We start from the raw sequence: 14,265 nt of genomic DNA on the forward strand, positions 1-14,265 counted from the left end.
ATCGCCCAAACTGGTTAAATTTTAACAGTGACAACTACCCTGCCAGATAGGGAGACAGAGGTATCCCAATAAAAGAGTTCGACCGCTTGAGGCTAGGGTTGGAAGAATCACTCAGGTTTTCTTGGAAACAGGGACAGATTTCGGTAGATGATTTACTAGAAAGGTGTGAGCTTGATGACGCTGATCTTAGAGAAGAGTTTAAGATAGCAGAACAGATGGCTCCAATATTGGCAGAGTCTGCGAACATAAACGGTAACCCAAGAATCGTAAAGCGCTTACTTAATCAAGTTAAGATGAGGAAAAAAACTGCACATCGGAGAGGTATGCAGCTAGATGAGCGAACAATAACTAAGCTAGTGATTTTTGAACGCTGCATGGGTATTCAAGCAACAAATAGGCTATATGAACTCATTGACTCAGAGAGTGGTAAACCAGAACTCATTGAAGAACTCGAACGAACAGATAAAGAGTTTGATGTCGAAAGGCTACCTGATGAATGGAAGAAAGAAGTTCATTTCCTAGAAAAATGGGCTCGATTAAAACCTTTGTTTACAGGTGTAGATCTAACAGCGGCAGCATACTTGAGTAGACAAAATATCCCTATGGGCTCTGTTAATAGCGTCATGTCAGGCGCAGCACAAAAAATGCTCGAAGGATTGTTGAAACAGAAAACTAGATCCAGTAAAGCGAGCTCTGAACTGATTGAACTTACAGCTAGTGAAGAGTACATATATGTGATGGATAGCCTCATCGAAGAGTTGCGTAAAGTTGAAGAATGGGGCCTAAAAACCTCCGGAATATATGGAGCAAGGCAATTGGCAGCACATGATGATAGGTGTAAGGCTAATTTTTTAGCTTTCGTGAAGAAAGCTCCCAAGAAACTATGGCTAGAATCATTGATTAAAGAACTAGAGGCAACTAAATAATGGGAACTTCAGCATCAAGTACCGGACCTAATAATAAGAGCCCGTTGTTACCACCATGGGCAGAGCAAGGCGGTCCAGTGGAAGTTGGTTCTGATAATGGAGCTGACGTTAGCGTACCACCACAGGAAGTTGATAATGGAAAAGTACAAGAGCAGATTCCGGGCTCAGTTCCTAATATTCCGTCACCAAATCGACTGACAGGGGCAAGAAGGGCATTTGGGGATTACGCAAAGTCAGGAAGTGACAGCTCTAATTTGAGAGGCTCTCTTAAGAAATACTCTAGGAGCTCCGGTGGAGGTTCTGGAGTGAGCCGCAGGCTAGCGAGCGGTATCACTGCTGGCTCCGGTCTATTGGGGATGATGCAAGGTGACAGCGTTAAGTATAACGATAGAACCCTTTCTCTATCTGAGTTAAATGGATTAACTACTGACCAAGCTATAGATCGTATTAGCGATCATCTAACACCTGATAACGGTGATGCTGAATCTGTGCGTTTAGCAATAGATTTTGCATTAGCGGAAGTATTGCCTGATGAAGAAAAGTTTGATGAGTCCATGTTTACAGATGATGTGGTAACAGAAGCTATATCTTGCTATTTAACTGATCTGATTTTTCAGGATGTTGTGGATGGAATGGGCAAGGCTTGGTTCCATGCTGAACACGCTAGTAAACACCACAAAATGGAAGAAGAATTAAGGGATCTAATAAAAGTGATAACTCAATCTAAAGTAGAAAAGATCACGAGTGATAATGTAGGGCATTTATCGCAGGCTAATATCACTAAAATTCAAATTGACGCGATATCGCAGACTGTAGATGAATGGGAGTCTTTTAATGATTAATTTCTATTTTAACCATAATCCTTCTTTGCTTCCTGAGTATTCCGAGACTTGCCACCCAGTGCAACTCTTCGGTACGCACCCACACGATAGCTCTAAGCACAGTAGAGCTTCGGGCAGCTTACTAAAGAAAGTACGTGAGCTTGGGGTTAGTATTGATGCGGATACTTTAGATTTGATAACCATAGCTAGTGCCGTTACTGCTGCTGAGACATTTGAACTTCGAGGTAATGCGGCAGATGCGTGGTCAAGGGTTATGCACTTGCATATTCCGGTTATTAACGAAAAATTATGGGGAAATTTATCGGAGCGTCTTAGTTCTATCTTGAGCTTCTTAACTGGTGACCAGTGGAAGTTTACGTTTACGAAAACTTTGCTTGAGGTGCCTAAACCTATTGTTAGTAATAAATCAAAAGCAAGGTTGAATAGCTTCAAAGGACTAAACTCAGTTTGTCTTTTCTCTGGTGGGTTAGATAGTGCTGTTGGCGCAATAGATATACTAAATGGTAAATCCAATTATAAACCGCTTTTGCTTAGTCATGCTTACCGTGGAGATGGTGTTAAACAAGAGAACATCAAGAGGCTTTTAAAGTCTAAGTATGGTGAGCTTTCTTATAGCATTTCACCTAGTTTAATGGCTGGATTGAAAGGTAAAACTGATGTCACGATGCGTGGAAGAAGCTTTAACTTTTTAGCTATGGCTGTGTTGGGGATTTCTGCTCTGAGAAATGCTAACGAAGATAGTAGTATTTCTACAATTATTGTTCCCGAGAATGGGTATATTTCAATCAACCCACCACTCACAAGGCGACGAATTGGCAGCCACCGTACACGGACTACTCACCCATATTTCTTGAATCGTCTTGAAGAACTCTTAAAAGATGCTGGATTTAACGTGACATTTGTTAACCCATACCAATTTCAAACAAAGGGTGAAATGTTAGAGGAATGTGTTGATCAAGTTGCAATTGCTAAGGCCATTCCGTTGAGCGTGTCCTGTAGTCATTGGCATCGAAAACATATGCAGTGTGGTCATTGTGTTCCTTGCTTAATTAGACGTTCATCTGTCTATCATGCGGGGTTCACACAAGATGCACCATACGTCAGTAAGAACTTAAAATTTGTTCATAACGATAAAGATACTAGAGATGATTTGCATGCGGTGCAGACTGCAATTATTAGGCTTAATAAATCTCAAGACTACAAGGGATGGATTAGACAAAGTGGCTCGTTACCGAATGAACAAACTACAAGAGAAAAATTAGAGTCTACAATTAGACGTGGACTCAAAGAAGTGGAAACGTTTCTTGAGACGAATAAAATATAATGATGGATATGCATTGCCATGTCGATCTTTACCCCGATTATGACATGGTTTTAAAAGACATCAGTGATACTGGTTGCTATCTATTATCCGTTACGACAGTACCTTCGGCTTTCAAAGGTACTGTTAATTTAACGCGTGATATTAAAAACTGTCGGACGGCACTTGGATTGCATCCCCAGTTAGCTCATCAGAGAAAAAACGAGCTTGCCCTGTTTGATACATTGATAGAAGAAACACGGTATATTGGAGAGATTGGACTTGATGGTTCAAAGGGCTATAAAGAACATTTTGACGACCAGTTGATTGTTTTTAATCATATTCTTCAAAAGTGTGAATCTCAAAAAGATAAAATATTAACTATTCATAGCCTAAATGCAGTTGACGCAGTTTTAGAATGCTTAAGAGAGCACCCCAAAGCGGGCACTCCTATTCTTCATTGGTTTCTTGCAACAAAAAGACAAGCATTGAAAGCAATCGATCTTGGTTGTTATTTTTCTATAGGACCAGCCATGTTGTTCTCGATAAGAGCGAAGAATGTCATTTCTTGGCTACCAAGAGATCGAATTTTATTGGAAACAGATGGTCCATTTGCCAAGGTGAAAGGAAAAATTCTATATCCATCCGATGCGGCCAGTGTTATTCCGTATTTGGCAGAGGTGTGGGGTATTTCTCCTGATGAAGTAAGAGGTATACTCAAAGCTAATTTGAAAGGCCTTGTTAGTTAGGCTCGCTTACTTGGTTTTACTTAATTCAGCTTATCCGAAGACACAATGTGATAGCTGACTCAAACTCGTTTATGTCCAGAAATGTGTTTTAGATAAGTGGATAATTACGAATACTGAATCTTAGTATCAATCCACAAAAAGATTATCAAATAGTCACTTTTCAATATGATTTGAACATAAAGAGTCGCTTTTTAGCGGCTCTTTATGTTTGGATTTTAGCTATCACTCAGCAGAACTTTAACTTTCCATTTTTCTACCTCGCATAATTCGAAGGAAACAGTGCTCGTTTCGCTTCTTCATCACGTTCAGTTTTAAATTCAACGTCTTTGCCGATTTCGCGAGCGCGCAGGGCGGCTGGGCGAGTGTTGATGGCGTTAAACCAACGCTTCAAGTTCGGGTAAGGTTCTAAGCCTTCTTCACCAAGCACGAAAGGTGCTTTATCAACCCAACCCCATGCCGCGACATCGACGATGGTGTACTCATTTCCGACGAAGAACTCACGACCTTCCATATGCTTTTCTAACACTTCGTAGTGACGTTGTGCTTCGCGTAGGTAACGGTTCACAGCGTAGTCTAGGCCTGCTGGTGCAGCATGACGGAAGTGTACCGATTGACCTGAATAAGGGCCAAGGCCGCTCGCAATAAACATCATCCAAGAGAGCAGTTCGGCTCTGTCTTCTGGTTGTCCACCAAGCTTGCCAGTTTTCTCTGATAGGTACAGAAGGATGGCGTTGGAATCGAACACGCGTTGCCCATCGTCTTCAATGGCTGGTGTTTTACCGTTCGGGTTAATCAAACGATATTCCGGCGTGTGTTGCTCGCCTTTTAAGGTATCGACAGGAACAAGTTCAAAATCTAGGCCTGTCTCTTCTAGAAACAGAGCGATCTTCATTGGGTTGGGTGTTTGGTGAAAATAAAACTTAAGCATGGGGTAACTCCTTGTATTGGTAATTCATTAAAGCACCACTTGAACGGTCGTTCAATAATTGATTTCAAATTGTTTGAAAATACGTCGATTCGTATTTAGAAGCCATACGTTTAGAACTTCGTTATCAGGGGGGAGAATTAGCATCGAACAATTCAGTGTGCTGGATTTTAAGTTGCTGAAAAAAGGAGCTTAAATCAGCTTAAAGCAGCGTTTTTGATTCGTCGTTTTATGTGGAGTTTGGCTTTGTTATGGGTGGTTTCTGCGGAATAGGGCGTATGTAATCCTCAGTTAGATATTCCAAAATTACCGATGAATTTCCCTTTAAACCAAAATTATCTCGATACTCAGGCTTATTGGTAAGTTCAAAATCGTGATCTGTTGCCACACCTTATGCAACAAATGAATATTAACCTCGGAGATTCTGGTGTGGTTCACAGTTTTTTAATCTTAGGGACTTACATTGGTGAGCAAATCTGATGTGAACACTTAACGACACAGGATCTTTCCATGAAAAAGAACATTATCGCCCTCGCTCTTGGTGGCATGCTCGCTTTTGGCGCAACACCTTATTCTTTTGCTGCTAACGATGGCGCAGTACAGGCTTCAGCGGATTACGCGCAGTTGGTGACTAAGCGACAAGTTGTCGACCAATTACTTCTTGATGCGTTGCAGGCGTTTAAGTCTCCGGCAAGAATTTCACACGCGGGCTTCACGGCTAAAATGCCAAGCAACATGGAAATTGTGACTAACCGATTGTTAGAAGCGTACCAGCTAGAACCTTACCGTACTGACTTGTTGATCTCGGCAGCGAACGCTCAGATCTACAACAAGAACGCAGAGCGCGCTATTGAGTTGTTTGAACAAGCACTTACGGTTGCGCCAGACGATGTCGACCTTCATGCGTATCTAGCGGTTTGGCAGCGATTTGAAGGCAATGAAAGTGAATCGAATAAGCACATGGAGAAGCTGGAAAGCCTGAATAAAGGCAAAGCAGAAGACATCAAACGTATCTTTGCTACGGTCGACCGCGTGTTAGAAACTCCTCTTAAAGAGTCTGCAGATAAGGGACTGTTGAGCGACCACGGTGCCATCGTCACTTTGGGCTACGCGCTTAACCCTGATGGTTCTATGCATGAGATCTTGATTGAACGTCTTGAAACGACATTAGCAATGTCGAAAGCTAACCCAGACGCGATGATCGTGTTAACCGGCGGCGTGCCTAAGAACCATAAGACAGAAGGTAAGTTAATGGCGGATTGGCTTATCTCAAAAGGGGTAAGCAAAGACCGCATCATTGAAGAGAACTACGCGACCAGCACGGTAGGTAATGCCTTGTTCAGTAGCTATGCGCTTGCTCGTCATGATATTAAACATGCGACCATTATTAGTTCGGCAAGCCATGTTCGTCGTGGTCAAACTCTGTTTGAAATCGCTAGCTGGCAAACGGGTCCTCAGGGCATTACCTTCGATACGGTTTCTTACCCAGACAAGCCGCTAGAAGATCTTAAGAAAGCGAGCAGTGGTGAGCTTCTAGGCATCTACCGTGATGCTCTTAGAACGTATGGCATGTGGAGCTACCGCTCTTACCCACTGGAATCTCGTTAAGCCCAAGCATTATTTGGGTTTGAGAAAGCGCAGCTCGCGTTAAACCAAAGCGTCACTTGCTAGTACAATCGAGCACAGCTAGATGGTATGCTGTGCTCCTACTTAATTTAGTGTTTCAAAGGCAAAAAAATGAACCCGATTTTAGCAATGTTGAAAGAGAACAATATTAGCGACGAGCAGACCAGCGAGCTATTCAAAACGTTGACCGAGAACCCTCTTGCAGCAATGGCGACAATCAGCCAACTTGGTTTACCACAAGATAAGCTTCAAATGCTGATGGGTCAGGTAATGCAAAACCCTGCGCTAATCAAAGAAGCAGTTGAAGAGCTTGGCCTAGATTTTTCTAAGGTTGAAGCCGCTAAAGAGCAACTTCAAAAATAGTAGAGTGTGAATGAGCGATTTTCTTAGGGAGTGATAGCCGATTCGGTTAACTGTTCTTGAGATCGCGAATTAGACTCCAATAAAAAGCCGTTTGAGTATCAATACTTAAACGGCTTTTTTGATCCGACTCAGAACAGGCTCGACAGGGGAGACGACAAAAACACTAGACCGATGTGACTCCCTCGCTTAAATCATGTAATTTCGTTTTAACACTCATGTTTCAATAAACTGTACTCCGGCGTTGCTCATGAAATCTAGCTTAAGCATTCGATCTTACACCAAGCAATTTAATACCCATGCTCATGATGACCATCATCAATTGGTTTTGCCGATCCAAGGCAGTATTAATATCGAAATGGTGGGGTATGTTGGCAAAGTGGCCGTGGGCGAATGTGTGGTGATTCCGGTAACCACAGCACATGCGTTTAAGGCGGATGAAGCCGCGCGGTTTATTGTCGCGGATATGGCGGAGTTGCCGCAGCACTTGTTAGAGTATGAGCTCTCGGTTTTTACGATCACACCACCTTTGATGAGCTTCTTGCTGTTTGTTGAGAAGCAGCTGGAATATCAGGTCGATAGTGGCATTGAATCATCAGTTTTAGATGTGTTTTCACTGCTGTTAGAGCAACAACAAGTTAGCAAGAGCATCGACCCAAGAATCCGTGCGGTACAAAGATTGATAGCGGATAATTACGCCCAACCTCTCTCTATTCCACAACTTGCAGAAACGGCCTGTTTGAGTCCCACTCAATTCAAAAAACGCTTCAAAGAGTGCTTGGGTATCAGTGCGCTTAAATACATCACTCGCTATCGTATGGAGAAAGCTCAAGCCCTGTTAACCCATACCGATTTACCGGTTCAATTGATTGCTGAAAACGTGGGTTATAGTGATGTTTCTGCTTTCAGTCGTCGCTTCTCTCAGCACTTTGGGATGTCTCCAAGGGCGTTTCTAGGCTCAATGAAAGAGAGTCTTTAGAAACAACAATAGCGTCCTTTCGGCAAACTAACTTTTATCAATCTTCACTATTATCTATTTCAGAACTGAAAATTGGGTAATAGAAATGAATCTTGCCATCAATCGCGTTAACGAATTCCAAACGGGCACTTTAGCCATCTTGTTTGCTTCTATTTTATGGGGCACGACAGGCACCGCCGCAAGTTTTGCTCCTGATCTAAGCCCATTAGCAATTGGTGCTTTCTCTATGGGTGTCGGTGGTCTAATGCAAGCGGGCTTGGCGTATCGACAAATCCTATTCGCTTTCGACAAACTTATGCAGAACAAGAAGCTGTTGACAGTGAGTGCTTTGGCTTTAGCGGTCTATCCTTTAGCTTTCTATTCTTCAATGAAATTATCAGGCGTGGCGATCGGTACCGTGGTTTCGATTGCTACCGCACCTTTCTTTTCTGCACTGTTAGAGTGTCTTATTAGCAAAAAGAATAATATCAACAAACGTTGGCTTACTAGCTTTGCGGTTGGTGTGGTAGGTATTGGGCTGTTGGTGTTTTCAGAATCTTCATCGGCGAATGAATCCGGTGATGATCTCAAGCTGTTAGGTATTGGCTTAGGTCTGGTCGCTGGGTTGTGTTACGCCATTTATTCTTGGGCGACCAAAGCACTGATCGATAAAGGGATTAAGTCACAAGCGGCGATGGGCAGTATTTTTGGCCTCGGTGCAATGCTGTTGCTGCCAACGCTCTGGTTTACTGGTGATAACCTGTTTTCCTCACAGACCAACGTATTCGTCATCAGTTATCTGACGTTAATTCCACAATGCTTGGGCTATATCGCGTTCAGTTTTGGTTTACGCCACGTGACCGCGAGCAGTGCCAATCTGCTGACCTTGTTTGAACCAGTAGTCGCAGCGGTGCTTGCCGTCTGTGTTGTCGGTGAGCTGATTCCTTTTATAGGCTGGTTAGGTATGTCTCTGATTGTGTTGTGCTTGTTTATACAGTCGAATCCATCTAAAGGAACGTTATAAGTATTTGTTTTATAGAGCCTAATTGAAATTTATTCATGCGTAATTAGTATAATTGAATAAAATGAGTATCTCAGTTTTAAGAGTGCTGTTATTATCGCTATCAATAGTCGGGGGGCATATACCTTATTTGGTGTTTGCTGAGATCGTTAGTCGAGACCCGTTGAACCTGATTCAGTTAACACTGGCGTAGGGAACTATAAGCACTCGATCTACGTCTGCACCCATGAAAGCTTTCATGAGCCTAATGCGACTTCTCCTTCGATCAGTGTTCGTTCTCCTGCGTCTTGTAAGATAGTAGGAGCGACAATGACACACAGTTCTATTTCAAAAGATTTAACGCCAAAAGCCTCAACTCCAAAATCCTCAACACAGCAGCACTCTGCTGAAGATACGATTCGCACGAATACTCCGATTGTTTTAACCATCGCAGGTTCTGACAGTGGCGGCGGTGCAGGCATCCAAGCTGATATTAAAGCTATGTCTGCTACAGGTAGTTTTGCTTGTTCGGTAATTACCGCGATCACTTCTCAGAACACCCAAGGCGTTTCCGCCATTTTCCCTATTCCACTCGACCATGTTGCCAGTCAGTTAGATGCGGTTTTCACTGATCTCAATATCGTGGCCGTAAAAGTCGGCATGTTGGCCGATTCGCAAATCATCAAAGTCGTTGCAGACAAAATTAAGCAGTACCAACCTAAGCATCTTGTGATTGACCCTGTCATGGTCGCGACAAGTGGTGACCTTCTCTTAGAAAACTCTGCTATTACGACTCTAAAGCAAGAACTGATTCCGCTGGCAGATATCATTACCCCTAATTTACCTGAAGGCGCAGCATTAACAGGCAAGCCGGTACCTGAAAGCGAAGCCGAAATGCAGGGCATGATTGAAGACTTACGCGCACTAGGTGCTAAAGCCGTTCTTCTCAAAGGCGGTCATTTAGAGAAAGATGAAAACAGTAACGATCTACTGATTCTCCCGACGACGTCTGCATTGATTAGCGCGAAGCGTTTCCCGACTAAAAACACCCACGGCACGGGCTGTACGCTTTCATCTGCCATTGCTTCTTTCTTGGCTCAGGGCAACACGCTGGCAGAAGCTGTTGACCTAGGCAAACAATACATTTCTCGCGCGATTGCTCATGCTGATGAGTTGCAAGTTGGTCAAGGTCATGGCCCGGTAAATCACTTCTTCGCTGGACACGGTAATGTCCGTTAATACGATTGGCGTTCAACTCAGCAATGCTTCCTTACGTTATAACGACAGTGAGCACGCGACCTTGTCTGGGTTGTCGCTTAGCTTAAACGCAGGTAAGTGGACGGTATTGTTGGGTAGAAGTGGCTGCGGGAAAACCACGGTATTACGTTATCTGGCAGGCTTGTTGGACGACAAGGTAGAGTGGCAGGGCACATTGGCAACCTCTGATGAATTGTCTTTAACGGACCGCATCGCTTACATGGCGCAGCAGGATTTGTTACTGCCATGGCTGTCGGTTATCGACAATGTATGCCTGAGTCATCGCTTTCAAAATCCAGCTTCTGATAAAGCACTTCAAACCAATCAAGCACTAGAGTTATTAGCTGCGGTTGGTTTGGCTGATCACGCGTCTACTATGCCAGATCAATTGTCTGGAGGTATGCGTCAACGTGTTGCTTTGGCTCGCACCTTAATGCAAGACAAGCCAGTCGTGTTGATGGACGAGCCTTTCTCTGCGCTGGATGCGGTAACAAGACACAAGTTACAGAGCTTAGCTTGTGAATTGTTAAGAGATAAAACCGTTGTGTTGATTACTCATGATCCACAAGAAGCGGTGCGTTTGGCGGATAACTTGTATGTGTTGCAAGGCACTCCGGCGAGTGCACAGTCACTGTCTGTGCCTAATACAGCGACACCAAGAGTGTTAGACGGTGAATGTGCTGAGTTACAACAAGCGATCTTAGATCAGTTGGAGCGTGATTATGAATGATCTAACGCGAAGCGAAGCTGTGGCGCGTTCAGCTAACGTACAGACTACCACTACACGCCCTCGTCAGATGAATCCCGTTATGCGTTTGCTTATCAGCAGTGCTGTGATTCTCGGTTTATGGCAAATGGTGGTGGTTATCTTTGAGATGCCTAGCTTCATTCTGCCAGCGCCTGCAGAAGTCTTTTTAAAACTTATTGAACGTTACGATGTGCTACTCAAACACACTTGGGTGACTGCGCAGGAGATCTTACTTGGTCTATTGCTCGGTTTATCCATGGGGCTGTTTTTCGCCCTACAGATGTTGATGTTCGAACCGCTGAAACGCTGGTTGTTGCCTATCTTAATTGCTAGCCAAGCCATCCCTGTGTTTGCGATTGCGCCAGTATTGATGCTGTGGCTGGGTTATGGCATCGCATCAAAGGTCGTCATGGCGGCGATCATTATCTTCTTCCCCGTGACCACTTGTTGTTACGACGGTCTGCGAAATACACCGACTGGTTATCTTGATCTTGCTAAGACCATGGGTGCATCGAAGTGGCAATTGCTCCGTTATATCCAATTGCCGGCGGCACTACCAACACTGGCGTCTGGTATTCGTGTCGCTGTGGTGATTGCCCCAATTGGTGCGGTTGTCGGCGAGTGGGTGGGTTCGAGTGAAGGGCTGGGTTACCTAATGCTGCAAGCGAACGCACGCATGATCATTGATGAGATGTTTGCAGCCTTGTTCATCTTGGCGGTGCTGTCTATCTCGCTCTACTTCATCACAGACAAATTACTCAAAAAAGCTATCCCTTGGGAGAACCAGTGATGGTTCGCTCAATAACACTTGTTTAATAAAGCTTCGCTCACGCTATTTATCTAAACAAAACTTCGTTAAAAATTAGCTCGATACACACAATAATAATATTCAAAAGGAAAGGTTAACTATGAAAAATACCAAATTGGTAGGTGCAGTGGCACTACTTGCTTCACTAGTTTCAGGTCACGCATTAGCGGATTCTGAACAAAAGAAACTGACACTGATGTTGGATTGGTTTGTGAACCCGAACCACGGCCCAATTGTGATTGCTCAAGAGCGTGGTTACTTTGCTGATCAAGGCCTAGAGGTTGAAATCCAAGAGCCAGCAGACCCAAGCACGCCAGCAAAATTGGTCGCAGCAGGTAAGGTCGATTTAGCGGTAACTTACCAACCAAGTTTAACCATGGATGTAGCGGCAGGTTTGCCTCTCGTTCGTGCATCTACTCTTATCGCAACGCCACTGAATACGTTGATGGTTTTGGATAATGGCAAGAACGATTCACTAGCGGATCTGAAAGGCAAAAAGATCGGTATTGCGATTGCGGGTAACGAAGAAGCGACCATCGGCACCATGCTAGCTCAAGAAAATGTTGCGTTTACAGACGTGCAAACCATCAATGTCGGTTGGGCACTGTCGTCTTCATTGGCATCAGGCAAGGTAGACGCAATTTGGGGTGGCTTACGTAACTTCGAAACCAACCAGTTAGCACTTGAAGGTTTTAAAGCAAAAGCGTTTTTCCCAGAAGAACACGGTGTGCCAGCTTACGATGAGCTGATCTTTGTGGCGAACGCAAAGCAGCACGATGATGAAGCGATCAAAGCGTTCAACAAAGCATTAGAGCAAGCAACAACTTACATTGTGAACCACCCACAAGAGTCATGGAGCGAGTTTGTTGCGTATTCACCAGATACGTTGAACAACGAACTTAACCAACGCGCATGGAACGACACGCTGACTCGTTTCGCACTTCGCCCTTCTGCAGTGGATATGAAGCGTTACGACGATTACGCACAGTTTATGTTCGACAAAGGCATCATCAAATCACTACCAAAAGCCGCTGATTACGTACCGACTTTTGACTAAGGAATCTCATGAAATACCAAGACTTAATCCAAGCCTGTCAGCAAGATTGGCAAGACTACACCGAGCATGATTTTGTTAAAACGCTGGCAAACGGCACTCTGGCTCAGCCGTGTTTTCTGCATTACTTGAAGCAAGATTTTCTGTTTTTGAAGCAGTATGCTCGCGCTTATGCATTGGCGATTTACAAGGCGAAAACCTTGGCAGATATGCGTCGTGCTCTGCCAAGTGTTCATGCTCTGCTAGATTCTGAAATTTCACACCATGTGACTTACTGTGGTCAGTGGGGTTTAACCGAATCGGATTTAGAAAACGAACCTGAAGATTTCGGCACAGTGGCTTACACGCGCTACGTTCTAGATGCGGGTATGACGGGTGATCTTGTCGACTTATATGCGGCACTGGCTCCGTGTTCCATTGGTTACGCTGTGATCGGTAAAGCGTTATTAGAAAGCAGCGATACTGTTTTAGAAGGCAATCCATACGCGAGCTGGCTGCAACTGTATGGTGGTGAAGAGTTCCAGTCTGGCGTGGCAACGGGCGCAGAATACTTCAATCAACTGCTTGCTGAAATTGATATCAACAGCGAGCGCGGTCAAAACATCGTTCATATCTTTAAAACCGCAACGCGTATGGAAGTGGCTTTTTGGCAGCAAGGGCTGAACGCTCTTAATGACTAATCACGGCTAAACCTTGTCGCTAGCCAACCTGCAGCGGCTTAAAACGACTTTCTCGAATAAGGATTTACCCATGCTAACTGAACAAATCATCCAATCGTTGCGAGCAGTACGAGAGCAAAAACCACTGGTTGTGAACATCACCAACTACGTCGTGATGAACAATACGGCCAATGCGTTATTGGCGATTGGTGCTTCGCCTATTATGGCGCACTCACAGCAAGAGCTGGCAGAGATGATGTCATTTTCTGGCGCTTTGGTGATTAACATTGGCACGCTCGACAGTGTTTGGACGCCGAGAATGTGTTTTGCTGTTGAGCAAGCGAACGCGAACAACAAGGTTGTGGTTCTTGACCCTGTGGGTTGCGGTGCTAGTACGCTGCGTACCGAGACTTCTCGTGAAATTGCACGTTTAGCGGATAAATTGATCATTCGTGGTAACGCGTCTGAGATTATCGCGTTAGCGGGCGAGCAAGCGCAGAGCAAAGGTGTTGATGCGCTAGATAGCAGTGATGCAGCATTAGGCGCAGCGCAATGCTTAGTGGCTGAATACGGTGCGAATGTGGTTATTTCCGGTGAGACAGGTTACGTTGTCACTAAGAACAGCGTTGTGACGTTAAACAATGGTCACCCAATGATGCCGTATGTGACGGGCATGGGTTGTACGCTAACAGCGCTGACGGGTGCTTTCGCGGCTGTCGGTGATGACAGTGGTTTGGCTGCTGCAGCGGTATTGGGTGTGGTTGGCGAAATCGCGGCGGAAAACTCACGTGGCCCAGGTAGCTTGCAGATGAACTTACTCGATGAGCTGTATCAACTCGATGAAGAGACACTGATTCAACGTTTAAAGGTTCAGTAGGCTTAATCTAGTTCTAAACTCAAAACTGATCGTTCTAAGTTAATAGCTTTTAACTTAAAGCTCTTAACTAAAAGAAAGCCCCCGACACTTATGTGTCGGGGGCTTTTTATTGGTTCATCGTGGCTTTCCGGGGAAAGCCGCTTTTATCTTCAAGAAGAAGTAGTCTGTATCTCGAT

The 14,265-nt window shown here is 44.4% G+C and carries 15 protein-coding genes and 1 riboswitch; of the genes, 14 read left to right on the forward strand and 1 reads right to left on the reverse strand.

All coding sequences use genetic code 11. The annotated features are described in order from the left end of the window. Positions 1-98: 98 nt before the first annotated feature. From AB6D80_RS22235 to qatD, 4 genes are all read left to right on the forward strand, one after another. A complete protein-coding gene (locus AB6D80_RS22235; RefSeq protein WP_372189626.1) occupies positions 99-926 on the forward strand; it encodes a hypothetical protein in 828 nt (275 codons plus the stop codon). Positions 927-1,003: 77 nt separating this feature from the next. Continuing rightward, positions 1,004-1,768: a hypothetical protein gene (locus tag AB6D80_RS22240; protein ID WP_372189628.1), complete on the forward strand. Its 765-nt coding sequence runs from the start codon at positions 1,004-1,006 to the stop codon at positions 1,766-1,768. Then, entirely contained in the window at positions 1,761-3,092 is a 1,332-nt protein-coding gene (gene qatC, locus AB6D80_RS22245) for a Qat anti-phage system QueC-like protein QatC (RefSeq protein ID WP_372189629.1), read from the forward strand. The genes AB6D80_RS22240 and qatC overlap by 8 nt, the downstream gene beginning before the upstream one ends. Then, positions 3,092-3,817 carry a Qat anti-phage system TatD family nuclease QatD gene (gene qatD, locus AB6D80_RS22250; protein ID WP_372189631.1) on the forward strand — a complete coding sequence of 242 codons (726 nt, stop codon included), beginning with the start codon at positions 3,092-3,094 and terminating at the stop codon, positions 3,815-3,817. The genes qatC and qatD overlap by 1 nt, the downstream gene beginning before the upstream one ends. A 253-nt stretch (positions 3,818-4,070) precedes the next feature. Here the strand turns inward: qatD and AB6D80_RS22255 are convergent, their stop codons facing one another. Continuing rightward, entirely contained in the window at positions 4,071-4,745 is a 675-nt protein-coding gene (locus AB6D80_RS22255; RefSeq protein ID WP_372189633.1) for a glutathione S-transferase family protein, read from the reverse strand. Between the two features lie 507 nt (positions 4,746-5,252). On the opposite strand from AB6D80_RS22255, the gene AB6D80_RS22260 reads away from it, so the two are divergent. The 10 genes from AB6D80_RS22260 (at position 5,253) to thiM (ending at position 14,089) form a co-directional block, all read left to right on the forward strand. Continuing rightward, positions 5,253-6,350 (forward strand): YdcF family protein, encoded by a 1,098-nt coding sequence (locus AB6D80_RS22260; RefSeq protein WP_017077471.1) that lies wholly within the window; start codon positions 5,253-5,255, stop codon positions 6,348-6,350. A gap of 129 nt (positions 6,351-6,479) precedes the next feature. Further along, entirely contained in the window at positions 6,480-6,731 is a 252-nt protein-coding gene (locus AB6D80_RS22265; protein ID WP_372189635.1) for a DUF2999 family protein, read from the forward strand. Between the two features lie 247 nt (positions 6,732-6,978). After that, complete coding sequence (locus tag AB6D80_RS22270) at positions 6,979-7,707, forward strand: helix-turn-helix domain-containing protein (RefSeq protein ID WP_372189637.1); 729 nt, start codon at positions 6,979-6,981, stop codon at positions 7,705-7,707. Between the two features lie 85 nt (positions 7,708-7,792). After that, positions 7,793-8,710, forward strand: coding sequence for a DMT family transporter (locus AB6D80_RS22275; RefSeq protein ID WP_372189639.1), 918 nt, complete (start codon positions 7,793-7,795; stop codon positions 8,708-8,710). A gap of 98 nt (positions 8,711-8,808) precedes the next feature. Then, a riboswitch (TPP riboswitch) is annotated at positions 8,809-8,920 on the forward strand. Between the two features lie 96 nt (positions 8,921-9,016). Continuing rightward, positions 9,017-9,925 carry a bifunctional hydroxymethylpyrimidine kinase/phosphomethylpyrimidine kinase gene (thiD, locus tag AB6D80_RS22280; RefSeq protein WP_122047465.1) on the forward strand — a complete coding sequence of 303 codons (909 nt, stop codon included), beginning with the start codon at positions 9,017-9,019 and terminating at the stop codon, positions 9,923-9,925. Next, positions 9,915-10,673, forward strand: coding sequence for an ABC transporter ATP-binding protein (locus tag AB6D80_RS22285; RefSeq protein ID WP_372189641.1), 759 nt, complete (start codon positions 9,915-9,917; stop codon positions 10,671-10,673). Before thiD ends, AB6D80_RS22285 begins: the two co-directional genes overlap by 11 nt. Then, on the forward strand, positions 10,666-11,481 hold the full coding sequence (locus AB6D80_RS22290) for an ABC transporter permease (RefSeq protein ID WP_017096378.1): 816 nt from the start codon (positions 10,666-10,668) through the stop codon (positions 11,479-11,481). Before AB6D80_RS22285 ends, AB6D80_RS22290 begins: the two co-directional genes overlap by 8 nt. 118 nt (positions 11,482-11,599) lie before the next feature. Continuing rightward, the gene (locus AB6D80_RS22295) at positions 11,600-12,556 is read left to right on the forward strand and encodes an ABC transporter substrate-binding protein (protein WP_017067315.1); all 957 of its coding nucleotides are present in this window, start codon (positions 11,600-11,602) and stop codon (positions 12,554-12,556) included. An 8-nt stretch (positions 12,557-12,564) separates the two neighbouring features. After that, positions 12,565-13,233, forward strand: a complete 669-nt coding sequence (gene tenA, locus AB6D80_RS22300; RefSeq protein WP_009844836.1) for a thiaminase II — start codon at positions 12,565-12,567, stop codon at positions 13,231-13,233. A 70-nt stretch (positions 13,234-13,303) separates the two neighbouring features. Next, on the forward strand, positions 13,304-14,089 hold the full coding sequence (gene thiM / locus AB6D80_RS22305) for a hydroxyethylthiazole kinase (RefSeq protein ID WP_372189643.1): 786 nt from the start codon (positions 13,304-13,306) through the stop codon (positions 14,087-14,089). The last annotated feature ends 176 nt before the right edge of the window (positions 14,090-14,265 follow it).

The organism is Vibrio sp. 10N.247.310.17 (assembly GCF_041466605.1).
In the GTDB taxonomy this organism is placed as follows: domain Bacteria; phylum Pseudomonadota; class Gammaproteobacteria; order Enterobacterales; family Vibrionaceae; genus Vibrio; species Vibrio tasmaniensis_A.

Excerpts from the sequence above, each read along its gene's own strand:
- AB6D80_RS22270 (WP_372189637.1), top strand. The coding sequence starts at position 6,979 with ATGAAATCTAGCTTAAGCATTCGATCTTACACCAAGCAATTTAATACC.
- AB6D80_RS22295 (WP_017067315.1), top strand. The coding sequence starts at position 11,600 with ATGAAAAATACCAAATTGGTAGGTGCAGTGGCACTACTTGCTTCACTA.
- AB6D80_RS22265 (WP_372189635.1), top strand. The coding sequence starts at position 6,480 with ATGAACCCGATTTTAGCAATGTTGAAAGAGAACAATATTAGCGACGAG.
- qatC (WP_372189629.1), top strand. The coding sequence starts at position 1,761 with ATGATTAATTTCTATTTTAACCATAATCCTTCTTTGCTTCCTGAGTAT.
- AB6D80_RS22255 (WP_372189633.1), bottom strand. The coding sequence starts at position 4,745 with ATGCTTAAGTTTTATTTTCACCAAACACCCAACCCAATGAAGATCGCT.
- qatD (WP_372189631.1), top strand. The coding sequence starts at position 3,092 with ATGATGGATATGCATTGCCATGTCGATCTTTACCCCGATTATGACATG.
- thiM (WP_372189643.1), top strand. The coding sequence starts at position 13,304 with ATGCTAACTGAACAAATCATCCAATCGTTGCGAGCAGTACGAGAGCAA.
- AB6D80_RS22260 (WP_017077471.1), top strand. The coding sequence starts at position 5,253 with ATGAAAAAGAACATTATCGCCCTCGCTCTTGGTGGCATGCTCGCTTTT.
- AB6D80_RS22285 (WP_372189641.1), top strand. The coding sequence starts at position 9,915 with ATGTCCGTTAATACGATTGGCGTTCAACTCAGCAATGCTTCCTTACGT.
- AB6D80_RS22290 (WP_017096378.1), top strand. The coding sequence starts at position 10,666 with ATGAATGATCTAACGCGAAGCGAAGCTGTGGCGCGTTCAGCTAACGTA.
- AB6D80_RS22275 (WP_372189639.1), top strand. The coding sequence starts at position 7,793 with ATGAATCTTGCCATCAATCGCGTTAACGAATTCCAAACGGGCACTTTA.
- thiD (WP_122047465.1), top strand. The coding sequence starts at position 9,017 with ATGACACACAGTTCTATTTCAAAAGATTTAACGCCAAAAGCCTCAACT.
- tenA (WP_009844836.1), top strand. The coding sequence starts at position 12,565 with ATGAAATACCAAGACTTAATCCAAGCCTGTCAGCAAGATTGGCAAGAC.